This is a genomic window from Streptomyces caatingaensis (assembly GCF_001187435.1).
GTDB lineage: Bacteria > Actinomycetota > Actinomycetes > Streptomycetales > Streptomycetaceae > Streptomyces > Streptomyces caatingaensis.
Window position 1 is genome coordinate 545,611 of the sequence record NZ_LFXA01000009.1, and the last position, 21,233, is coordinate 566,843.

Annotated in this window: 24 protein-coding genes; 16 read left to right on the top strand and 8 right to left on the bottom strand. The window is 74.6% G+C overall.

The genetic code is table 11. The annotated features are described in order from the left end of the window. Nucleotides 1-37 precede the first annotated feature (37 nt). From AC230_RS15690 to AC230_RS15705, 4 genes are read left to right on the top strand one after another with little or no spacing between them, the layout of a single operon-like run. A complete protein-coding gene (locus AC230_RS15690) occupies nucleotides 38-991 on the top strand; it encodes an ABC transporter ATP-binding protein (protein WP_049716786.1) in 954 nt (317 codons plus the stop codon). Further along, nucleotides 988-1,728 carry an ABC transporter permease gene (locus AC230_RS15695; protein ID WP_049716787.1) on the top strand — a complete coding sequence of 247 codons (741 nt, stop codon included), beginning with the start codon at nucleotides 988-990 and terminating at the stop codon, nucleotides 1,726-1,728. The genes AC230_RS15690 and AC230_RS15695 overlap by 4 nt, the downstream gene beginning before the upstream one ends. A gap of 12 nt (nucleotides 1,729-1,740) precedes the next feature. Further along, entirely contained in the window at nucleotides 1,741-2,925 is a 1,185-nt protein-coding gene (locus tag AC230_RS15700; RefSeq protein ID WP_049716788.1) for a sensor histidine kinase, read from the top strand. A gap of 24 nt (nucleotides 2,926-2,949) precedes the next feature. Then, entirely contained in the window at nucleotides 2,950-3,567 is a 618-nt protein-coding gene (locus AC230_RS15705) for a response regulator (protein WP_078871275.1), read from the top strand. A gap of 39 nt (nucleotides 3,568-3,606) precedes the next feature. Here AC230_RS15705 and AC230_RS15710 read toward each other — a convergent pair whose 3' ends face one another. Together AC230_RS15710 and AC230_RS15715 are read right to left on the bottom strand one after the other, a co-directional pair. Further along, nucleotides 3,607-4,440 carry a SirB1 family protein gene (locus AC230_RS15710; RefSeq protein ID WP_049716790.1) on the bottom strand — a complete coding sequence of 278 codons (834 nt, stop codon included), beginning with the start codon at nucleotides 4,438-4,440 and terminating at the stop codon, nucleotides 3,607-3,609. A 21-nt stretch (nucleotides 4,441-4,461) separates the two neighbouring features. After that, nucleotides 4,462-5,451, bottom strand: coding sequence for a GNAT family N-acetyltransferase (locus AC230_RS15715; RefSeq protein ID WP_049716791.1), 990 nt, complete (start codon nucleotides 5,449-5,451; stop codon nucleotides 4,462-4,464). A gap of 114 nt (nucleotides 5,452-5,565) precedes the next feature. On the opposite strand from AC230_RS15715, the gene fdxA reads away from it, so the two are divergent. Next, complete coding sequence (gene fdxA, locus AC230_RS15720) at nucleotides 5,566-5,886, top strand: ferredoxin (RefSeq protein ID WP_049716792.1); 321 nt, start codon at nucleotides 5,566-5,568, stop codon at nucleotides 5,884-5,886. Between the two features lie 121 nt (nucleotides 5,887-6,007). Further along, nucleotides 6,008-7,105 (top strand): succinyldiaminopimelate transaminase, encoded by a 1,098-nt coding sequence (dapC, locus tag AC230_RS15725; protein ID WP_049716793.1) that lies wholly within the window; start codon nucleotides 6,008-6,010, stop codon nucleotides 7,103-7,105. Nucleotides 7,106-7,175: 70 nt separating this feature from the next. Here the strand turns inward: dapC and AC230_RS15730 are convergent, their stop codons facing one another. Beyond that, complete coding sequence (locus tag AC230_RS15730; RefSeq protein WP_049716794.1) at nucleotides 7,176-7,607, bottom strand: hypothetical protein; 432 nt, start codon at nucleotides 7,605-7,607, stop codon at nucleotides 7,176-7,178. Between the two features lie 299 nt (nucleotides 7,608-7,906). Then, nucleotides 7,907-8,836, bottom strand: a complete 930-nt coding sequence (locus tag AC230_RS15735; protein ID WP_049716795.1) for a VldE C-terminal domain-containing protein — start codon at nucleotides 8,834-8,836, stop codon at nucleotides 7,907-7,909. A 113-nt stretch (nucleotides 8,837-8,949) separates the two neighbouring features. Between AC230_RS15735 and dapE the strand changes: the two genes are divergently transcribed. Both dapE and AC230_RS15745 read left to right on the top strand, forming a co-directional pair. Further along, entirely contained in the window at nucleotides 8,950-10,029 is a 1,080-nt protein-coding gene (dapE, locus tag AC230_RS15740) for a succinyl-diaminopimelate desuccinylase (protein ID WP_049716796.1), read from the top strand. A 60-nt stretch (nucleotides 10,030-10,089) separates the two neighbouring features. Continuing rightward, nucleotides 10,090-10,836, top strand: coding sequence for an LOG family protein (locus AC230_RS15745; protein ID WP_049716797.1), 747 nt, complete (start codon nucleotides 10,090-10,092; stop codon nucleotides 10,834-10,836). A gap of 31 nt (nucleotides 10,837-10,867) precedes the next feature. Here the strand turns inward: AC230_RS15745 and folP are convergent, their stop codons facing one another. Then, complete coding sequence (folP, locus tag AC230_RS15750) at nucleotides 10,868-11,728, bottom strand: dihydropteroate synthase (protein WP_049716798.1); 861 nt, start codon at nucleotides 11,726-11,728, stop codon at nucleotides 10,868-10,870. Nucleotides 11,729-11,851: 123 nt separating this feature from the next. On the opposite strand from folP, the gene AC230_RS15755 reads away from it, so the two are divergent. Continuing rightward, nucleotides 11,852-12,205 (top strand): hypothetical protein, encoded by a 354-nt coding sequence (locus AC230_RS15755; protein ID WP_049716799.1) that lies wholly within the window; start codon nucleotides 11,852-11,854, stop codon nucleotides 12,203-12,205. Continuing rightward, nucleotides 12,202-12,801: a DNA-3-methyladenine glycosylase I gene (locus AC230_RS15760; RefSeq protein WP_049716800.1), complete on the top strand. Its 600-nt coding sequence runs from the start codon at nucleotides 12,202-12,204 to the stop codon at nucleotides 12,799-12,801. The genes AC230_RS15755 and AC230_RS15760 overlap by 4 nt, the downstream gene beginning before the upstream one ends. Before the next feature lie 27 nt (nucleotides 12,802-12,828). Here the strand turns inward: AC230_RS15760 and AC230_RS15765 are convergent, their stop codons facing one another. Beyond that, nucleotides 12,829-13,629, bottom strand: a complete 801-nt coding sequence (locus AC230_RS15765; protein WP_049716801.1) for an enoyl-CoA hydratase-related protein — start codon at nucleotides 13,627-13,629, stop codon at nucleotides 12,829-12,831. A gap of 309 nt (nucleotides 13,630-13,938) precedes the next feature. Here AC230_RS15765 and AC230_RS31165 point away from each other — a divergent pair, with 309 nt between their 5' ends. Then, the gene (locus AC230_RS31165) at nucleotides 13,939-14,106 is read left to right on the top strand and encodes a DUF3117 domain-containing protein (protein WP_004950282.1); all 168 of its coding nucleotides are present in this window, start codon (nucleotides 13,939-13,941) and stop codon (nucleotides 14,104-14,106) included. 161 nt (nucleotides 14,107-14,267) lie between these two features. Here AC230_RS31165 and AC230_RS15770 read toward each other — a convergent pair whose 3' ends face one another. Further along, complete coding sequence (locus AC230_RS15770) at nucleotides 14,268-14,915, bottom strand: O-methyltransferase (protein ID WP_078871276.1); 648 nt, start codon at nucleotides 14,913-14,915, stop codon at nucleotides 14,268-14,270. 209 nt (nucleotides 14,916-15,124) lie between these two features. Between AC230_RS15770 and sigE the strand changes: the two genes are divergently transcribed. The 5 genes from sigE to AC230_RS15795 all read left to right on the top strand — a co-directional run bounded on the left by sigE (nucleotide 15,125) and on the right by AC230_RS15795 (nucleotide 20,012). Then, nucleotides 15,125-15,910, top strand: a complete 786-nt coding sequence (sigE, locus tag AC230_RS15775) for an RNA polymerase sigma factor SigE (RefSeq protein ID WP_078871277.1) — start codon at nucleotides 15,125-15,127, stop codon at nucleotides 15,908-15,910. Continuing rightward, nucleotides 15,907-16,602 (top strand): anti-sigma factor family protein, encoded by a 696-nt coding sequence (locus AC230_RS30345; protein ID WP_078871278.1) that lies wholly within the window; start codon nucleotides 15,907-15,909, stop codon nucleotides 16,600-16,602. The genes sigE and AC230_RS30345 overlap by 4 nt, the downstream gene beginning before the upstream one ends. Before the next feature lie 105 nt (nucleotides 16,603-16,707). Beyond that, entirely contained in the window at nucleotides 16,708-18,660 is a 1,953-nt protein-coding gene (locus AC230_RS15785; RefSeq protein ID WP_049716804.1) for a S1C family serine protease, read from the top strand. Between the two features lie 105 nt (nucleotides 18,661-18,765). Continuing rightward, nucleotides 18,766-19,194, top strand: a complete 429-nt coding sequence (locus AC230_RS15790; protein ID WP_049716805.1) for a sec-independent translocase — start codon at nucleotides 18,766-18,768, stop codon at nucleotides 19,192-19,194. A gap of 113 nt (nucleotides 19,195-19,307) precedes the next feature. Further along, nucleotides 19,308-20,012, top strand: a complete 705-nt coding sequence (locus AC230_RS15795) for a hypothetical protein (protein ID WP_049716806.1) — start codon at nucleotides 19,308-19,310, stop codon at nucleotides 20,010-20,012. A gap of 60 nt (nucleotides 20,013-20,072) precedes the next feature. Here AC230_RS15795 and AC230_RS15800 read toward each other — a convergent pair whose 3' ends face one another. Beyond that, nucleotides 20,073-21,230: an Mrp/NBP35 family ATP-binding protein gene (locus AC230_RS15800; RefSeq protein ID WP_049716807.1), complete on the bottom strand. Its 1,158-nt coding sequence runs from the start codon at nucleotides 21,228-21,230 to the stop codon at nucleotides 20,073-20,075. Between the last annotated feature and the right edge of the window lie 3 nt (nucleotides 21,231-21,233).

The following is a 21,233-nucleotide window of genomic DNA, read 5'->3' on the forward strand; positions in this document are numbered from 1 at the left end:
ACTGCCCGGCCGCGGGCGGGTCCGCGACGATGGTTCCATGACCATCACCACGACGGCGTTCACGGGGGACGGGCGGCGCACGGGTTCCGCTCCCGTCGTCAGCTTCGCGAACGTCAGCAAGACCTTCGGCACGGTGCGCGCCGTGGCCGACCTCGACCTGCGCCTCCACCCGGGCGAGACCGTCGCCCTGCTCGGCCCCAACGGCGCGGGCAAGTCCACCACGCTCGACCTGCTGCTGGGGCTCAGCCGCCCCGACGCCGGCACCGTCGAGCTCTTCGGCACCTCGCCGCAACAGGCCGTGCAGGACGGCAAGGTGGGCGCGATGCTGCAGAGCGGCGGCCTGATGGAGGAGGTGAAGGTCCGCGAACTGGTGCGGCTGGCCTGCGACTTGCACCCCCGGGCGTACCCCGTGGACCAGGTCATGGAGGCGGCCGGCATCACCGGGATAGCCGACCGCCTGGTCAACAAGCTCTCCGGCGGCCAGGAGCAGCGGGTCCGCTTCGCCCTCGCGACGGCGGGGGAGAACGAGCTGATCGTCCTCGACGAGCCCACCACCGGCATGGATGTGACGGCCCGTCAGACCTTCTGGGGCACGATGCGCCGCCAGGCGGAGGCCGGCCGGGCCATCCTCTTCGCCACCCACTACCTGGAGGAGGCCGACGCCATAGCCGACCGTGTGGTCGTGCTGCACCGCGGCCGGATCCTCGCCGACGGCTCCGCCGCCGAGATCAAGGCGCGGGCCGGGGCCCGCCGGATCGTCTTCGACCTCGACGGGGAGATCCCCGCGGAGGCGCTGCGCGGCCTGCCCCACCTGACCTCCGTCGAGGTGTCCGGCCGCACCGTGCGCCTGCAGTCGCGCGACGCCGACGCCACCGTCCACGCGCTCTACGGCCTCGGCCTCTACCCCCGCAACCTGGAGGTCGCGGGGCTGGGCCTGGAGCAGGCGTTCATCGCCATCACCGACGCCGCGGCCGCGGAGGACGCCCGATGAAGACCCTGATCCAGCTCGAGATCGCGCGCACCCTGCGCAACAAGAAGTTCATGTTCTTCTCGGTCCTCTACCCGGCGGCGCTCTACCTGCTGGTCGCCGCCGGCGCCAAGGACACCGGCAAGGTCGGGGACACCGGGCTGACCTTCCCCGTCATCTACATGGTCTCCATGGCCACCTTCGGCGCCATCACCTCCGTCCTCATCGGCAACGCCGAGCGCATAGCCAAGGAGCGCGAGAAGGGCTGGGTGCGCCAGCTGCGCCTGACCGCGCTGCCGGGCCGCGGCTATGTGACGGCGAAGGTCGCCTCGGCCGCCGTGGTGTCGCTGCCGTCCATCGTGGTGGTCTTCCTCGTCGCCGCGACGGCCAAGGGCGTCCGGCTCGACGCCTGGCAGTGGGCCTCCCTCGTGGCCGTGATCTGGGCCGGCAGCTGCGTCTTCGCGGCGCTGGGCGTGGCCATCGGCTACCTTGCCACGGGTGACGCGGTGCGTCCCATCGTGATGGTCGTCTACTTCGGCCTGTCGATCCTCGGCGGCCTGTGGATGCCGACCGCGGCCTTCCCCGAGTGGCTGCGGAGGATAGCGGAGTACGTGCCCACCCACGCCTACGCGGGTCTGGGCCAGGCCATCGAGCGCGGGGACGCGCCCGGTGCGAAGGACGCGGCCGTCCTCGTCCTCTACCTGGTGCTCTTCGCGGGCGCCGCGGCCTGGCTGTACCGCCGGGACACCCACAAGAACTGAGGACGGAGGGCCATGGGAACGGACGACGCCAAGGGCGCCGGCGCGGACGACGGCTACATCATGATCGGCAGGCAGCCGGAGAACCGCCGGCAGCTCATGGCCAAGGCGTGCTGGACGGTCCTCTGGCTCACCTACCTCTTCTCCGCGGTGGCCGACCTCACGGGCGGGAGGCACACGCCGGGGGCCACGGCCCTCGGCTGGTGCGGGCTCGCCGGATTCCTGGTGGTCTATGTGTTCCTGCTCTTCGGCAGGCGCCCGCGCCACCGGGTCTCCCGCCGCCAACTCGGCCTGCTGGCCGTGCTGTACGGCCTCGCGGTGCTGATGGTGGCCACTTTGGGCGCGCCCTGGCTGACGCTGCTGGTGTACGTCTCCATCTCCAGCGCGGTGATGCTGCCGGTCAAGTGGGCGGCCCGGACGATCCCGGCGATCGGGCTCACCGCCCTGGGGCTCGGCGCGCTCAAGGGCGCCGCCGACTCCGGGCTGCTCCTGGTCGTCACGGCCATCCTGCTCGGCGGCGCGGCCATGACGGCCGTCGTCCAGATGGGCCGCACCATGCGCGAGCTGCGCGAGGCGCGGGCCACGGTCGCCCATCTCGCCGCCAACGAGGAGCGGTTGCGGCTCGCCCGCGACCTGCACGACCTGCTGGGGCACTCCCTGTCCCTCATCACGCTCAAGAGCGAGCTCGCCGGGCGGATGCTGCCGGACCACCCCGAGCAGGCGGCCCGGCAGGTCGCCGACATCGAACGGGTCGGCCGGCAGGCGCTGGTCGACGTCCGGGAGGCGGTCAGCGGCTTCCGCCGGCCCACGCTCGAAGGCGAACTGGCCGGTGCCCGCACCGCGTTGGCCGCCGCGGGCATCACCGCCGAGCTCGGCGGCGCGGCCGGCCGCCACCCGGATCTCGGGCCGGACGCGGAGGGGGCGCTCGCCTGGGCGCTCCGCGAGGCCGTCACCAACGTCGTCCGGCACAGCGGTGCCACGCGGTGCGAGATCACGCTGACCGAGGCCGGCGACGAGATCTGCCTGACCGTCACCGACGACGGCACAGGCCCCGCCGGCCCCCATGGCAACGGGCTGACGGGCCTCACCGAGCGGATGGCCCTGGCCGACGGCCGCCTGGAGACCGGCCGGGCCCGCGGGGGCGGCTTCCGGCTCCAGGCGCACGCGCCGCTGAGCCGCCGGACGGAATCGGTGTCGTAGCAGGTCAGGGCCTACCCTGGTGCGGTGACCGATAACACCGTCAGAGTCCTCCTCGCCGAGGACCAGTCCATGGTCCGCGAGGCCCTGGCCGCCCTGCTCGGCCTGGAGCCGGACATCGAGGTCGTCGCCCAGGTCGCCCGCGGGGACGACGTGGTGGACGCGGCGCGTACCTCCGGCGTCGACGTCGCCCTGCTCGACATCGAGATGCCGGGGCTGACGGGCCTGGAGGCGGCGGAGCTGCTCGGTCGCGAACTCCCCGGCGTGAAGGTCGTCATCCTCACGACCTTCGGCCGCCCCGGCTATCTGCGTCGCGCGATGGAGGCCGGCGCCTCGGCCTTCCTCGTCAAGGACGCGCCCGCCGCGCAACTCGCGGACGCCGTCCGCAGGGTGCTCCGCGGCGAGCGCGTCATCGACCCGACGCTCGCGGCCGCCGCCCTCGCGGAGGGCGCCAGCCCGCTGACCGAGCGGGAGCGGGCGGTGCTGCGGGCGTCGGCGGACGGCTCGACGAACGCGGAGGTCGCACGGGCGCTGTGCCTCTCGCCGGGGACGGTGCGCAACTACCTGTCGACCGTCATCCAGAAGACCGGGGCCCGGAACCGGGCGGAGGCCGTTCGCATAGCGCGGGAGAAGGGGTGGCTGTGAAGCCGCCCCGGCCGGTGGCCGCCGGGCGGTCCGGCGTCGTCAGTTGAGCAGGGCCCGCGCCGCCCGCGCCTGCCGGCGCACCGTCTCCGCCGCCTCCGGCTCCACCGGCGCGATCACCTCCGCGTACTCCTCCAGCTCCCGCGCCCCCCGTGCGAACTCCCCGCGCTCCACGAGCAGCTCCGCCCGCTCGTAGCGCAGCCGCGCCGGATGGCTCGGCAGGAGCAGGGACAGGTCCACGGCCCACAGCTGCACCCCGCTGCGCTCGGGCCGCGCCGCGGCCCAGGCGCGGATGTTGTTGAGGACGCGGAGGACGATCTCCAGCGGTTCCGCCGGGGAGAACGCCGCGGCGGACAGCGGCGTGCCGGTCGCGCCGGCGACCAGCAGCCCGGCCTCCTCCTCGGAGAGCGGCCGGCCGCCGTCGAAGGGGTCGGCGAGCGCGTGCCGCCCGTAGGGGTCGCCGAAGCCGACGACGAAGTGACCGGGCAGGGCGACCCCGTAGACGGGGGCGCCGGCCCGCCGGGCCACCTCCATCCACACCACCGAGAGCATGATCGGCAGCCCGCGCCGGCGCCGCAGCACCTCGTCCAGCAGGGAGGATTCCAGCCGCCGGTAGTCGGCGGGCGAGCCCCGGAAGCCGTACCGCCCGCCGAGCAGGCCGGCGAGCGCCTCGGCCCACTGCCGGGGTGCCGCCCGCCGGCCGAGCGCGGGCAGCTGCCCGGCGAGGTCGTCCAGCTCGGCCTGCACGGCGTCGAAGCCCCGCTCGTCCAGCTCCGGATCAGCCTCGGCGGCGATCAGCAGGCACAGCAGTGTCAGGTCGGGCCGCTCCTCGCGGGCCTCCTCGGCGAACCGCCGCCGGCCGGTGGTGTCGGTCATGCCTCTATGGTGCGACGGCGATCAACGTCCTGGCTCGCGACGGTAGTGATAGGCGTGGTGCGTGGTGAAACCGAGCCGTTCGTGGAGCGCGCCCGCCCCCGCGTCGTCCCGCTCGGCCTGGACATAGGCGGCGGAGGCGCCCTCGTCGAGGGCCTGCCGGGCCAGCCGGGCCATCAGCAGCGCGGCCGGCCCCCGGCGCCGGTGCTCCGCGGCGACCCCCAGGGCGGCGAAGCCGGCCCACCGGCCGTCGATCACGCACCGGGCCATGGCCGAGGCCCCGGGCACGTGCGCGAACCACACCGACGGCCCGCCGGTCAGGACGGCCCGTGCCGCCTCCGCGTTCTCCCCGGTCCGTCCGCAGGCGTCCAGCCAGGCCCCGTCCGGTTCCCGGCCGATCACCACCCGTTCCACGTCGGCGTCCGTGTCGGCGATCGGGGCCAGGGCGGCCGTCCGCATCAGGGCGTGCCGCTCCTCCGTCCAGCCGCGGGCGGCCAGCTCCTCGTCCAGCAGGCGGTCGGCGGCCGGGTCGCCGGTGGTGATCTGGACGCGCGCGGGCTGCCCGCGCTCCGCGTACCAGGCGGTGACGCGGTCGAGCGCGGCCGGCAGCGGCAGTCCGGAATCGCCCAGCGGGAGGGCCGAGTTGGCGCGGGCGGTGAAGCCGCCGGCGGCCCGCAGCGTCCAGCCGCCCAGCCGGGCGGTCTCCACCGCGGGCCAGCCGCGGGCCGCCGTCTCCTGGAGCTCGCGCACCGTGGCGGCCGGACCGCGCCGCCGGGCCGGGGCCGCCGGGACGACCTTGCCCGCGACCAGCGTCTTCTCCGCGATCCGCACGGTCGTCCCGTCGCGGCGTGTGATGGACAGCACACCGTCCGACCAGGAATCGAGCACGCCGACGGTGTCGGCGAACCGTTCGGGGGAGAGCGTACGGTCGTTGAGGGCGCGGACCGAGACCCGTTTCCCCACATCGCCGGAGTTAATCCGGATTTCCAGCCGCCCGCCCGTGGTGAATTCCACAGCTCTCCCTGCCCCTCCTGTTCGTCAAGTGCTCCGGAACGGAGATACTAGGTGTGGGCATCGACGACGCCGCGCTCCCGCGCGAGATGACCCCTACCGAGGAGGAACGACAGCGTGACCTACGTCATCGCGCAGCCTTGTGTCGACGTGAAGGACAAGGCGTGCATCGAGGAGTGCCCCGTCGACTGCATCTACGAGGGCTCCCGGTCCTTGTACATCCACCCGGACGAGTGTGTCGACTGCGGTGCCTGCGAGCCGGTCTGCCCGGTCGAGGCGATCTTCTACGAGGACGACACCCCGGACGAGTGGAAGGACTACTACAAGGCGAACGTCGAGTTCTTCGACGAGCTCGGCTCGCCCGGTGGCGCCTCCAAGCTCGGGCTCATCGAGCGCGACCACCCCTTCATCGCCGAGCTGCCGCCGCAGAACCAGTGAACCGCCCCTAGGCATCGCACCGGCCCCGTACAGCCTCACCGCCGTACGGGGCCGCGGCGTTCCCGCCCGGCACTCCCGTCCCCCGGATCACCCCTAGCGCAAGAGAGCGAGCCCTCCCGTCGTGAGCGCAGTCTCCTCCCGCCTCCCCGTCTTCCCCTGGGACCGCCTGGAGCCCTACAAGGCCACGGCCGCCGCCCACCCCGACGGCATCGTCGACCTCTCCGTCGGCACGCCGGTGGACCCGGTGCCCGCGCTCGTCCAGCGGGCCCTGGCCGACGCCGCCGACAGCCCCGGCTACCCCACGGTCTGGGGGACGCCCGCGCTGCGCGACGCGCTGACCGGCTGGGCGGAGCGCCGCCTGGGCGCCAAGGGCGTCGGGCACGCCAACGTGCTGCCCGTCGTCGGCTCCAAGGAGCTGGTGGCCTGGCTGCCCACCCAGCTCGGCCTCGGCCCCGGCGACAAGGTCGCCTACCCGCGCCTCGCCTACCCCACCTACGAGGTCGGCGCCCGCCTCGCCGGCGCGGAGCCCGTCGTCTACGACGAGCCGACGGAGCTCGACCCCACGGGCCTCAAGCTGCTCTGGCTCAACTCCCCGTCCAACCCGACCGGTCGTGTGCTCTCGGCCGAGGAGCTGCGGCGCACCGTCGCCTGGGCGCGCGAGCACGGCGTCCTCGTCCTCAGCGACGAGTGCTACCTGGAGCTGGGCTGGGAGACGGAGCCCGTCTCGGTGCTCCACCCGGACGTCTGCGGCGGCTCGTTCGAGGGGATCGTCGCCGTCCACTCGCTGTCCAAGCGCTCCAACCTGGCCGGCTACCGCGCCGCGTTCGTCGCGGGTGACGCCGCCGTCCTGGGCGAGCTGCTCCGGATCCGCAAGCACGGCGGCATGATGGTCGCCGCCCCCGTGCAGGCGGCCACCGTGGCCGCCCTCGGGGACACCGCGCACGTCACCGAGCAGCGCGCGCGCTACGCCCGCCGCCGGGCGGCGCTGCGGTCGGCGCTGGAGGGCGCCGGCTTCCGCATCGAGCACAGCGAGGCGTCGCTCTACCTGTGGGCCACGCGGGACGAGCCGTGCTGGGACACCGTCGGCGCGCTGGCCGAGCGGGGCATCCTCGTCGCGCCGGGCGACTTCTACGGCGTCGCCGGCGACCGTTTCGTCCGCGTCGCCTTCACCGCCACCGACGAGCGGGTGGAGGCGGCGGTCCGGCGCCTGGCCCGCTAGCGCACGCGGGGCCCGGGAGGAGCGTCTCCTCCCGGGCCCCCGCAGGCCGGTCTGGTGGTGGACCGCCGGTTCAGCCGCCGAGGGACGGCAGCGCCTTGGTGACGTTGCCGGCCGGCACGTTGCCGCCGCTCTTGGCCACGCCGTGCGCGGCGCCGCCGACCGCCTGGCCGGCCTGGCCCGCCAGCTGGCCGGTGGTCCGCTGGGTGGAGTCGAGGGCGCCCTTGCCGGTCTTGCCGGCGGTGTGCAGCGCCTGGCCGGTGGCGGGCAGCGCGGTGTGCACCACCTTGTTCCCGGCGTCCGTCGTCAGCGCGCCCGCCTGGTGGGAGACGGCGTCGACCTTGTTGCCCAGCTGCGCGCCGTCCGCCATGCTCACCGCGCCGAGGGCGTCGGGGGCCTTGAGGGCGTCCGCGTTGGCGGCGCCGGCGGCGCCGACGGAGGCGGCGGCGCCCGCCGCGACGAGCAGGGCGGCCTGGGCGATCCGACGCGTGAGGGGGAGGGACATGTTGCTCCTTCGACGGAGGTGAAGTCGGTTGCTGTCCGGCGTGCGGACGCTGTGACTACCGCCCGAGCCCGAGGAAGGTTGCGGTGCGCCGACGTAAAGAGTTGGCAATGCGTCGCATGATCCGATCTATGAACAATCGGGTGAACCGGACCGGCCGTCAGGGGCCCGGAAAAGCCGACAACCCTTTGTTCATCAGGTACGCCGCGACGGCACGACGGGCCCGGCCGCCCCGCCTGCCCAGCGCGCATCCATGGCAACCTCCGTTTCCGGCGGATGCCCCCGACGGGGGTGCGGTCGCACTACTGAGCGGTCGTGATCCGTACCTCGGACCGGCCCTCGTCCGCCGGGCCCGCGGCCTGCCGCCAGCCGTCCCGCGAGCGCGCCGCCGTCCACACCCGGCCGTCGAAGGAGACGCTCTCCACGCGTAGTTCGGCGGCGTGCGCCACCGCCCAGGAGGCCAGCTCCCAGCCGCGCCGCCGCGGCCCGTTGTCCGCCGCGGCGGTGGGCACCGGCCGCGGCGGGACGGCGACCGTGCGGGACGGGCCGCCCTTCGCCCCGCTCCGGCCGCCGCCGGACACCTCGGCGGCGGGCAGGGCGGACGGGCCGAAGTCCCGCCGCAGAGCGGCCCGTACCGCCGCCGGGTCCCCGGGCCTGCCGTCGCTCGGACTGGTCGAACAGCTGAACGCGGCAGGTGTCCGCCCGCTCAGCGCCGCGGCGAGCAACGACGCTCCCGGCTCGTGCTTCGCGTACGCCTGCGGGAAGCCGCTGCGCTGCACCCGCTGGGCCGCGACCGTCAACGGCAGCCGCGAGTAGCCCGGCACCCGGACGAGGTGGTCGTAGAACGCGCCCGCCGCGTACACCGGATCGGTGATCTGCCGGGCGGTGCCCCAGCCCTGGGTCGGGCGCTGCTGGAACAGCCCCAGCGAATCGCGGTCGCCGTGATGGATGTTGCGCAGCCCGGACTCCTGCATGGCGGTGGCCAGCGCGATGGTCACGGCCCGCTCCGGCAGCCCCCGCGAGGTGCCCACGGCCGTGATCGTCGAGGCGTTCCCCGCCTGTTCGGGATCGAGCGAGTACGACTCCCCGTCCGCGCGCACCGTGCACCGCGGGGCTCCCGGGCCGCCCGTGAGGAACTGCGCGACCAGATAGCCGGTCAGCGCCAGCAGGACGGCACAGGCGGCCCCGACGCGCAGCAGCCGCCCGTGACGGGCGGGGAAGATCGGGGACATGCGCCCACGTTACTTGACGGGGCGGACGGTCCGCCGTTCCCGGACCGGGCGCGGTTCCGGGCCCGTCACGAGGACGGGCCGGGGTGTCCGGGGCAGGGGTTAGAGTCGCCTGTATGGAGCACGCCGCACTCGATCTGTCCCTCGACTCCGCCGCTCTGACCGCGCGACTGGTCGACATCCCCTCGGTCAGCGGGACGGAGGGCCCGCTCGCCGACGCGATCGAGCAGGCGCTGCGGAAGCTTCCGCACCTGACCGTGGACCGCCACGGCAACAACGTCGTCGCCCGCACGCACCTGGGCCGCGCCGAGCGCGTCGTCCTCGCGGGGCACATCGACACCGTGCCCATCGCGGACAACGTCCCGTCCCGGCTGGACGACGAGGGCGTGCTGTGGGGCTGCGGCACCAGCGACATGAAGTCCGGCGTCGCCGTGCAGCTGCGCATCGCCGCGACCGTCCCGTCCCCCAACCGCGACCTCACCTTCGTCTTCTACGACAACGAGGAGGTCGCCGCCGACCTCAACGGCCTCGGGCACATCGCGCGGACCCACCCCGACTGGCTGGCGGGCGACTTCGCCGTCCTGCTCGAACCCACCGACGGCGAGGTCGAGGGCGGCTGCCAGGGCACCCTGCGGGTGATCCTCCGGACCGAGGGCGAGCGCGCGCACTCCGCCCGCGGCTGGATGGGGTCCAACGCCATCCACGCCGCCGCGCCGATCCTCGCCCGGCTCGCCGCCTACGAGCCCCGACGGCCCGTCATCGACGGCCTGGAGTACCGCGAGGGGCTCAACGCGGTGCGCGTCTCCGGCGGGGTGGCGGGCAACGTCGTGCCCGACGAGTGCGCCGTGACGGTGAACTTCCGCTACGCGCCGGACCGTACGCCGGAGGAGGCGCTCGCGCACGTCCGCGAGGTCTTCGAGGGCTGCGGCGTCGCCGAGATGATCGTGGACGACCACTCGCCCGGCGCGCTGCCCGGCCTCTCCCACCCGGCCGCGGCGGCGTTCATGGCGGCCGTCGGCGGCACCGCCCGGCCCAAGTTCGGCTGGACGGACGTCTCGCGCTTCAGCGCGCTCGGCGTGCCGGCGGTCAACTACGGCCCCGGAGACCCCCTCTACGCCCACAAGCGGGACGAGCATGTGATCGCCTCGCGGATCCCGCACTGCGAGGAGCGGCTGCGCGCCTGGCTCACGGCGTGATCGCCCGCAGCGTGGGCAGCCTACGCTGAACTGCACCAACGGCAGCGGAGGGAGCACGGAATGGTCAATTCCGAAGGGGCGCGCAGGCGGGAGCAGCGCCGGGGTCCGGTCCTGCGGCGGCACGGCCAGATGCAGCAGGGCACCACGGACCAGCACCTGTTGGACACCCGGGGCACGGCGGACTGGGTGCACGAGGATCCGTTCCGGGTGCTGCGCATCCAGTCCGAGTTCGTCGAGGGCTTCGGCGCGCTCGCCGAACTACCGCCCGCCATCAGCGTCTTCGGCTCCGCCCGCACCCGGCGCGACAGCCCCGAGTACGAGGCCGCCGTCGCGATCGGGCGCGGCCTCGTCGAGGCGGGCTTCGCGGTCATCACCGGCGGCGGCCCCGGCGCCATGGAGGCCGCCAACAAGGGCGCCATGGAGGCCGGCGGCGTCTCCGTCGGCCTCGGCATCGAGCTGCCCTTCGAGCAGGGCATCAACCCCTATGTGAACCTCGGGGTGGACTTCCGCTACTTCTTCGTCCGCAAGACGATGTTCGTGAAGTACGCGAGCGGTTTCGTGGTGCTGCCCGGCGGACTGGGCACGCTGGACGAGCTGTTCGAGGCGCTCACCCTGGTGCAGACCAAGAAGGTGACGCGGTTCCCCATCGTCCTCTTCGGCTCCGCCTACTGGGGCGGGCTCGTGAGCTGGATCGAGGAGACCCTGGTGGCCCAGGGCAAGGTCAGCGCCCACGACCTCCAGCTCTTCCACCTCACGGACGACGTGGAGGAGGCGATCGGCCTGGTGACGAAGGAGGCGGGGGCCTGACGGGCCCTCGCGCCGGCCGCGTGCCCGGGGGTCAGGCCAGGCCCCTCCGGGCCACCGCGGGCGGGCGGTGGCCGGCGATGGACGCCACCATGTCCAGCACCTGCCTGGTCTCGGCGACCTCGTGGACGCGGTAGACCCGGGCGCCGAGCCAGGCCGAGACCGCCGTCGTCGCCAGGGTGCCGATGAGGCGCTCCTTGACCGGCCGGTCCAGCGTCTCGCCCACGAAGTCCTTGTTCGACAGGGAGACGAGGACGGGCCAGCCCGTGGCGGTCATCTCGTCCAGGCGCCGGGTCGCCTCCAGGGAGTGGCGGGTGTTCTTCCCGAAGTCGTGGCCCGGGTCGATCATGATGCCGTCGCGGCGCACGCCGAGGGCCACGGCCCGCTCGGCCAGGCCCAGGGTGACCCGCAGGACGTCGGCCATCACGTCCTCGTACTCCGTCCGGTGCGGCCGGGTGCGCGGCTCGACGCCGCCCGCGTGGGTGCAGACCAGGCCCGCCCCGTACCGCGCGGCGACCTCGGCCAGCCGGGGATCGACGCCGCCCCACGCGTCGTTGAGCAGGTCCGCGCCCGCCTCGCACACGGCCTCGCCGACCTCGTGCCGCCAGGTGTCCACGCTGATCACCACGTCCGGGTGGCGGCGGCGCACCTCCGCGACGAAGCCGACGGTCCGCCGCGCCTCCTCCTCGGCCGTGACCTCGTCGCCGGGGCCGGCCTTCACACCGCCGATGTCGATGATCGCGGCGCCCTCGGCGACGGCCTGCTCGACGCGGGCCAGCGCCGGTTCGTCCTGGAAGGTGGCGCCCCGGTCGTAGAAGGAGTCCGGCGTCCGGTTCACGATCGCCATGATCACCGGTTCGTGAGCGTCGAACTCGCGTCGTCCCAGCCGCAGCATTTCCCGCACTCCCTCTCCGTGGTCAGCAGTGACCTTAACCGTCAGTGGGTCGTGGCACGATCGGGGTGGACGGATCGGATGCCATCGGACGCCGTCGGATGGCGGGGAACTGTGGGGAGCACCGTGTTCTGGTTCTTGCTCATCGCGCTGGTCGTGGTGGTGGCCGCGGTCACGCTCGCGGTGCTGGGCGGCAGGGGCGGCGTGCTGCCCGAGGCGGAGCCCGACCGGGTCGCCTGGCCGTTGCCCGCCGGGCGCCCGCTCGGCCGCGCCGACCTGGAGGCCCTGCGGCTGCCCGTCGCGCCGCGCGGCTACCGGATGGCGGAGACGGACGACGTGCTCGACCGGCTGGCGGCGGAGCTCGCCGAGCGGGACGCGCGGATCGCGGAGCTGGAGGCCGCGCTCGCCGGGGCGCGGGCGGCCGCGGCGAGCGCGCCGGACGCCGCCGCCCCGGAGGACGACGAGGGGAGGCGGCCGTGAGCGGCGGCGTCGTCCTCGGGCCGGACGGGCTGGCGCGCTGTCCCTGGGGGCTGGAGGCGGAGTCCATGGCGGACTACCGCGCGTACCACGACACGGAGTGGGGCGTCCCCGTCCGCGGGGACGACGCGCTCTTCGAGCGGATATGCCTGGAGGCGTTCCAGTCCGGGCTGTCCTGGCTGACGATCCTGCGCCGCCGCGAGGGGTTCCGGGCCGCGTTCGCCGGCTTCTCCATCGCCGAGGTCGCCGCCTTCACGGCGGCGGACGAGGAGCGGCTGCTCGCCGACCCCCGGATCATCCGCAACCGCGCCAAGATCGCGGCCGCGCTCGCCAACGCGAGGGTCGCCGCCGCCTGGGGGCCCGGGGAGCTGACCTCGCTCGTGTGGTCCTTCGCCCCCGCGGGCGGGGCGGGGCGGCGCGCTCCGCGCACGGCGGCGGACGTGCCGGCGCTGACGCCGGAGTCGACGGCCCTGGCGAAGGAGCTGAAGCGGCGGGGCTTCCGGTTCGTCGGGCCGACGACGGCGTATGCGCTGATGCAGGCCTGCGGGCTGGTGAACGACCACTTGGCCGGGTGCCACGTGCGGGCCGGGGGCCGGTGAGGGAGAGCCGGTGAGGGAGAGAAGGAGTCAGCGCCCGGCGAAGGTGGGGCGCTCCTTCCTCAGGAACGACTCCACGGCCGCGCCGTGGTCCTCCGACGCCCCCGCCACCGCCTGCAGTTCCTCCTCCGTCCCGAGGGTCTCGCGCAGCGACCGCTCCGCCCCGTACGCCAGGGCCTTCTTCATGGCCGCGTAGGCCACGGTCGGGCCGGAGGCCAGCCGGCGGGCGAGGGCCGCGGCCGTCGCGGCCAGCTCGGCGGCGGGCACGACCTTGTTCGCGATGCCCAGCTCCAGGGCCTCCTCGGCGGAGACGTTGCGGGGGAAGAGCAGCAGGTCCGCCGCCCGGCCGTGGCCGACGAGCCGGGGGAGCGTCCAGGAGACGCCGGAGTCGCCGGCGAGCGCCACCCCGGCGAACGCCGTGTTGAACGCCGCCGTGTCGGCGACGACCCGGTAGTCCGCCGCGAAGGCGAAGCCCGCGCCCGCGCCCGCCGCGGCGCCGTTCACCGCCGCGACCACCGGCTTGGGCATCTCCGCGATGGCCAGGACGATGGGGGAGTAGTGGTCCCGGACCGTGTCCCAGGTCCGGTTCGTCCCGCGCTCGCGGTCGGCGGCCAGGGCGGCGGTGTGCTCCTTGAGGTCCTGCCCGACGCAGAAGGCCCGGCCCGTGCCGGTGAGCAGGACGGCGCGCACGGCCCGGTCCTCCGCCGCGCTCCGCAGCGCGTCGAGGAGGGCGGCCTTCGTCCCCGTGTCCAGCGCGTTCATGGCGTCGGGCCGGTTCAGGGTGATCGTCGCGAGCCCGTCGCTCACCTCGTACAGCACGGTGTCCGCCATGGTGCGTCCTCCCTCGGTCGGCTGCGGTCAGCGGCCAGCTTGCCGCAGATCTCCGGCGGGCGGCATGTGACCTGCGTCAAAGAATCGGCCGTCCGTACGGCTAAGGCGTTGGTGGGCAACTGCGGAGCAATCCCCGAATTGGGTGGTTTTGCCGGAGCGTGTTGCCGAAGGGATGCCGACCGATGTTGGTCATTGGGTCGCGCGATGCGGGATAATGGCCTGGAAGCAATGTGTTCGATGCCGGTGACACGTGCCCTTCGAGAGGGGTTGTCGGCTGACGATGAGCTGGTTTCAGGAAGGGGAACGAGCATGGCGGCCATGAAGCCGCGGACGGGCGACGGCCCGCTCGAGGTGACCAAGGAGGGGCGGGGCATCGTCATGCGGGTTCCGCTCGAGGGCGGCGGTCGTCTCGTCGTCGAGCTGACCCCGGACGAGGCGGCGGCTCTCGCCGACGCCCTGAAGAACGTCGTCGTCTGACGCATGAGACACGGACCGGTCCACGGTCCTTCGCCGGGTTTTCCTCTTGCCCCGGTGGCCGGTCACGGCCGCCGGGGCAAGACGTTTTCCGGCCGTTCCGGCCCGGGCGGGTGGCCGGATCCGCCCCCCGCCCCGGCGTCCGCCACGCCCCCGCGCCCCGGTCAGCCGCTGCGCCGTGCCGCGCACAGCAGCCCGTCGCCCACCGGCAGCAGGGACGGCACCAGGACCGTCGACTCCCGTACGGCCCGCAGCAGTTCGCGCAGCCGCAGCACCTCGGCGGGCTGGGCGGCGGAGTCCACGGTGCGGCCGTCCGCGAAGACGCCCTCGAAGCAGACCAGGCCGCCGGGGCGCAGCAGGCGCAACGATTCCGCTAGGTAGTCGAGGTACTCCAGCCGGTCCCCGTCGCAGAAGACCAGGTCGTACCCGCCGTCCGCGAGGCGGGGGAGCACCTCCAGCGCGCGGCCGGGGATGAAGCGGGCGCGGTTGCCGGCGAAGCCCGCCGCGCGGAACGCCTGCCGGGCGAACTGCTGGCACTCCGGGTCGAGATCGACCGTCGTCAGGACGCCGTCGGGGCGCATGCCGTACAGGAGGTGCAGCCCGGACACCCCGGTGCCGGTGCCGATCTCGGCGACGGCCTTGGCGTCCACCGTCGCGGCGAGCAGCCGCAGCGCGGAGCCGGTGCCCGACGAGACCGGGCGCAGCCCCGCCTCCTCGGCCCGGTCGCGCGCCCAGAGCAGTGCCGGGTCGTCGATGTGCCCGACGCCGTACGCATCGGCGAACGCCCAGCTCGTCTGCCGGTTGCCGGTAATGGCCCTCTCCTGTCCCCATGTGTCGACGCAACGGTGACTGTATCCGCTGCTGTCGGGAACCCGCAGATGGGACCGTGCGTTGAGGTGGTGGGAAGACGGCGTGAGGGGGTCGCGGGGGGTCCGGCCGGGGCCCTCGGCCGGTCCGGGCGACGGATCAAACCCAAAAGCAGGTCAAAATTCCTTATCCGGAGCTAACGGGCGAGGTGGATATGGTAGGGGCTCCACTGGACACCACCAGAGCCGACAGGGGAGGTGCGGCTGCGTGCAGCGGCCCCCGGGGAGTGCTCAGGCGCTTCCGGCGGACCGCCGGCGAGCCGAAATCCGTGACCGACACCGCTGACCGTTCCGCCACCCAGATCTCCGCAACCGCGACTTTCGCCAGCGACGCGGACTCGCAGGCGTGGACCCCTCCCACCTGGGAGGAGATCGTCAGCACGCACAGCGCACGGGTCTACCGCCTCGCCTACCGCCTCACCGGCAACCAGCACGACGCCGAGGACCTCACCCAGGAGGTCTTCGTCCGGGTCTTCCGCTCGCTGTCCACGTACACCCCCGGCACGTTCGAGGGGTGGCTGCACCGCATCACCACCAACCTCTTCCTGGACATGGTCCGCCGCCGCCAGCGCATCCGTTTCGACGCGCTGGGCGACGACGCCGCCGAGCGGCTCCCCAGCCGCGAGCCGTCCCCCCAGCAGCACTTCAACGACACGCACTTCGACGCGGACGTCCAGCAGGCGCTGGACACCCTCGCCCCGGAGTTCCGGGCGGCCGTCGTGCTCTGCGACATCGAGGGGCTCTCCTACGAGGAGATCGCGGCGACGCTCGGCGTGAAGCTGGGCACCGTTCGCAGTCGCATCCACCGCGGCCGGTCCCACCTGCGCAAGGCGCTGCGGCACCGGTCCCCCTCCGCCCGGGCCGAGCAGCGGGCCGAGCGGCGCGCGGTGGTGGGAGCCGCCGCCGGCGCCCGGCTGAGTGGGGAGGTCGGGATCGCGTGACCGGTTCAGGCGGTCAGTCCCCCGCCGAGCAGCATCTCGGCGACCGCCTCGCGGCCCTGGTCGACGGGGAGTTGGGACACGAATCGCGGGAGCGGGTGCTCGCCCATCTCGCCACCTGTGGAAAATGCAAGGCCGAAGCCGACGCCCAGCGTCGGCTCAAGAGCGTGTTCGCCGAGGCCGCTCCTCCGCCGCTCTCCGCAGCGCTGCTGGCCCGGCTCCAGGCCCTGCCGGCCGCGGGGCTCGACGGGCCCGCCGGGCCCGGCGCCCCGGCCGCGTCCGCCGCGGACGACGACGGCGCCCGCCCGCGGCGCCGCGGCGCGTTCGGACACCGGGCGGACGCCTTCGCGCTGGTGCCGCTCGGCGAACTGGCGCCCCGCGACCAGGGCTTCCGCATCCACGAGGTGGGGCGCGCGTCGCGCGGGCGGCGGTTCGGGATCGCGGCGGCCGGTGCCGTCACGATCGCGGCCTTCGCCCTGGTCGGTGCCCAGCCGCTGGGGTCGGTCGAGGAGGCGCCGGGCGCCCGGGCCGAGGATCCCCGGGGGGCCACCACGGCGTTCGCCCTCGGCTCCGCCACGGGGGGCGGAGCGGCGGCGCGCGACGCCGTCGCCCGCCGGCCCTCGCTGGCCGTCCCGCCCGCCCTGCCGGTCGCCGTCCCCTTCCGGATGCCCCAGCGGGCCCCCCTCTCCCGCTGACGCGGGCTGCCCTGCTCATCCGCCGCCGGACCTGGTTGAATCGCCGGTGGGCCGGCGACCGGGACGGTGCCCCGGCCTTCGACGAACCGTTGGGGGGAGACCGGGATGGACCAGGGCAGGGCGCACTGGTGGAGCCGTACGCGCCGCGACCGCGACCGCGGCGGCGAGGGGGCCGGGGAGGCGGCGCCGCTGCACGGCCCGGATCCGTACGGCACGCCCCCGTACGGCCGTCCCGGCCCCTGGGCCCCGGCCCCGCCGGTCCAGCCCCCGGCGGCCCCCGCGCCGACAGCCGGCGCACAGCCGCCGCTGCCGGCTCCGGACCGCGCCCTTCCCGCCGGCCCTGAGCCGACGCACCCCGCCCCCGGCCCCTACACACCACCCGGCACCCCCGCCCACCCCCGGCCCGAAGCCCGGCCCCCACGGCCGGACCACGCGCCCCCGCCGGCCGCCCCCGCCACCCGCGCGCCCGAGCCGCACCCCGGCGGGGACGGCTCCCACCCGACGCCGCGGCCGTACCCGGCGGCGGGTGCCCCGCATGCGACCCCGCCGGGCGTCCCGGCTGCCGCGCCGCAGCCGCCGGCCGGCGCGCCGGCCGCGCAGTCGTACCCGGGCGCGGGTGCCCCGCACCCGGCCCCGCCGGGCGTCCCGGCCGCTGCTGCGCCGCTGCCGCCGGCCGGTTTCCCGGCCACGCCGCCGTACGCCGACGCCGGCGGCCCCCGCCCCACGCCGCAGTCGTACCCGGCCGCGGGCACCCCGCACCCGGCCCCGCCGGCCGCCCCGGCCGCTACCGCCCCGCACCCGCCGGCCGGCGCACCCGCCTCCCCGCCCCACCCCGGCGGAGCCGGGCACGTGTCGGGCGGGGGGCGGCCGCCGGTGGTGGGGGCCGGGGTGCGGCCGGGGCCGTGGCAGTACGACCCCTGGGCCGTGGAGCGGCCGCAGGAGGCGGTGGGGAAGGGGGTGGCGCGGAAGAAGGTGGTCGTGGGGGCGGTCGTCGTCGCGCTGGTCGCCGGTGGGGTGGGCGGCGGGATGGGGGCCTGGCTGGAGCGGGGCGGCGGCGGGCGGCATGTGACGCTGCCGCAGGCGCCCGTCGAGAAGGACGACCGGGACCCGGGCAGCGTGGCCGGGATCGCGGCCCGGGCGCTGCCCGGAGTCGTCACCCTGCACGTGCGCGGCAGTTCGGGCCGCGGCACCGGCACCGGCTTCGTCCTCGACAAGCGGGGACACATCCTCACCAACAACCACGTCGTCGAGCCCGCCGGCGACGGCGGCGAGATCACGGTGACGTTCAACGGCGGCCAGACCGCCAAGGCCACCGTCGTCGGCCGGGACGGCGGCTACGACCTGGCCGTCGTCAAGGTCTCGGGCGTCGACGGGCTCACCCCGCTCGCCCTGGGCAACTCCGACTCCGTGCACGTCGGCGACTCCGTCGTGGCCATCGGCGCGCCCTTCGACCTCGCGGGCACCGTCACCACCGGGATCATCAGCGCCAAGGAGCGTCCGATCACGGCGGGCGGCCGGAAGCAGGACGGCAGCGACGTCAGCTACGTGGACGCGCTGCAGACGGACGCCCCGATCAACCCGGGCAACTCCGGCGGCCCGCTGGTGGATTCGCGGGGCCGGGTCATCGGCATCAACAGCGCGATCCGCTCGGCCGGCGGCGCCGAGGCGGGCGGGGGCCAGGGCGGGAGCATAGGGCTGGGCTTCGCCATCCCGATCAACCAGGCCAAGCGGGTCGCCGAGGAGCTGATCAACACGGGCCGGGCCACCCATCCGGCGATCGGCGTCACCCTCGACATGGCCTACCAGGGCGACGGCGCACGGGTGAACCCCAAGGGCGGCGCGGGGACCCCGGTGGCCCGGGGCGGCCCGGCGGACAGGGCCGGCATCGAGCCGGGGGACGTCATCAAGAAGGTCGACTCGTCGGCCGTCCACAGCGGCCAGGAGCTCATCGTCAAGATCCGCAGTCACCGGCCGGGCGACCGCCTCACCCTCACCGTGGAGCGCGGCGGCAAGGAGCGGACGGTGCCGCTGACGCTCGGGACGGCGGGCCGCGACTGATCCTTGGCCCCTTGTTGGCCCGGGCGTCTCCCGCGCATCCGTCCGGGCCAGGTACCGTGATAGACGGCCAGTGCCGTCGGCCGCCCCCGCATCAAGGAGCTACAGGTGCTCGACATAGGACTTCCCGAGCTGATCGCGCTCGTCGTCCTCGCTCTGCTCATCTTCGGACCGGACAAGCTGCCGAAGATGATCCAGGACGTGTCCCGCACCCTGCGCAAGATCCGGCAGTTCTCCGAGAGCGCCAAGGAGGACATCCGCTCCGAGCTCGGGCCGGAGTTCAAGGACTTCGAGTTCGAGGACCTCAACCCGAAGACCTTCGTCCGCAAGCACGTCCTGGACAAGGACGAGCTGGGGCTCAAGGAGATCCGCAACGGCTTCGACCTCAGGTCCGAGATGGCCGAGGTCACGGACGCCGTCAACGGCCGCGACCCGGAGCCCGCCCCGCACTCCGCCACCGGCGGCCCCGACCTCCTCAAGAAGAAGGAGCCGCTGCGGCCGGGCGAACGGCCCCCCTTCGACGCCGACGCCACCTGAGCCTCGCCTGCCGTGCCCCATTGACGGGGGTGGCTATCCTCCCCTTGTCCGGGTTGGCCGTGCCCGTGTGCGGGCCGGCAGGGCAGACGGGGCTACGAGGAGGCGCCGCGCAGATGGAGACCACGAGTCGGGCAGGGGCGGCGGGGGCACCCGCCGGAGAGGACACCGGCGCGGAGGGGAGCGCCCCGCCGGGCGCGTCCGGCGTCCGGCGTCCGGTCGACGACTATCTGCAGGCGTCGTTCCCCTGGTACGGCCTGGACGACGCCTTCACGGGACGCCGCTGGCTGATGCAGGTGGGCACGGCCGCCGACGGCACCGTGGAGCACGGCTCGACGGGGCACGGCACGGAACCCGGCCCCCCCTCGGGCCGCCCCGACCGGATGGCGCCCCCGTCCGCCGACCGGCGCTTCACGGTGGTCGTCACCGTCGCCAGCCGCCCGGTGCGGCGCAGCGCGGACGGCACGGGGGTGCTGGAGGCCACGTCCGTCTCCTCGGCCGCCTGGCTCGCCGGCGCGGGCCTGCTCTCGTACACCTGGCCCGACCGCATGGAGCGGGCCCTGCGGCAGAACTGGCTCGACCAGCAGACCGCGCTCGCCTGGGAGCTGGCGGACCACCTGGACGAGGCCCCCTGGTCGACGCTCTCGCTGCCGGTGGACGGCGTCTCGACCGACTTCCGCTACCGCGAGTCGGAGTACGGCTGGGTGCTCGCCGGCTCCGCGGAGGGCGGAGGGGTGCATCTGGGGGCGTACGGGCGTGGGATGAGCGCCTACGGGATGGGCTTCTCGGCGATCGGCGACATCACCGCCTACGCGAACTGAGGGAGAGCGAGGGGGAACCGGCCCGGTCCCGGGGAGGACGCCCCGGGACCGGTGCCGCCCTCAGAACTTGTTGCGCGGCGTGATGCCGAGCGACATCCCCGACAGCCCGCGCTGCCGCCCGCCCAGCTTGCCGGCGATGGCGCGCAGCGCGCTGCCCGCGGGGGACTCCGGGTCGGTGAGGACGACGGGCCTGCCCTCGTCGCCGCCCTCGCGCAGCCGGACGTCGATGGGGATCGAGCCCAGGACGGGGACGGTGGCGCCGGTGGTGCGGGTCAGCCCGTCGGCCACGAGCTGGCCGCCGCCGGTGCCGAAGACGTCGACCATCTCGCCGCAGTGCGGGCAGGGCAGCCCGGACATGTTCTCCACGACGCCGACGATCTTCTGGTGGGTCTGGACGGCGATCGCGCCGGCCCGCTCGGCGACCTCGGCGGCGGCCTGCTGGGGCGTCGTCACCACCAGGATCTCGGCGTTGGGCACCAACTGGGCGACGGAGATGGCGATGTCGCCGGTGCCCGGCGGCAGGTCGAGGAGGAGGACGTCGAGGTCGCCCCAGTAGACGTCGGCGAGGAACTGCTGGAGGGCGCGGTGCAGCATCGGGCCGCGCCAGACGACCGGGGCGTTGCCCGGGGTGAACATGCCGATGGAGATGACCTTCACGCCGTTGGCCGACGGCGGCATGATCATGTTCTCCACCTGGGTGGGCCGGCCGTCGGCGCCCAGCATGCGCGGGACGGAGTGGCCGTAGATGTCCGCGTCGACGACGCCGACCTTGAGCCCGTCGGCGGCCATCGCCGCGGCCAGGTTGACCGTGACCGAGGACTTGCCGACGCCGCCCTTGCCGGAGGCCACCGCGTAGACCCGGGTCAGCGAGCCGGGCTTGGCGAACGGCACCTCGCGCTCGGCCGTCCCGCCGCGCAGGGAGGCGGCCAGTTCGCGGCGCTGCTCGTCGCTCATCACGTCGAGCTCGACCGTCACGTCCTTCACGCCCGCCACACCGGCGACCGCCTTGCGGACGTTCTCCGTGATCGTCGCCCGCATCGGGCAGCCGGCGACCGTCAGGTAGACCGCCACCGCGACCGTCCCGTCCGCCGCGACGTCGACGGATTTCACCATGCCGAGCTCGGTGATCGGCCGGTGGATCTCGGGGTCGTCCACCGTCGCGAGCGCGGCGCGCACCGCCTCTTCGGCGGGGACGGAGCTGGGGGTCTCGGTAGCCATGCC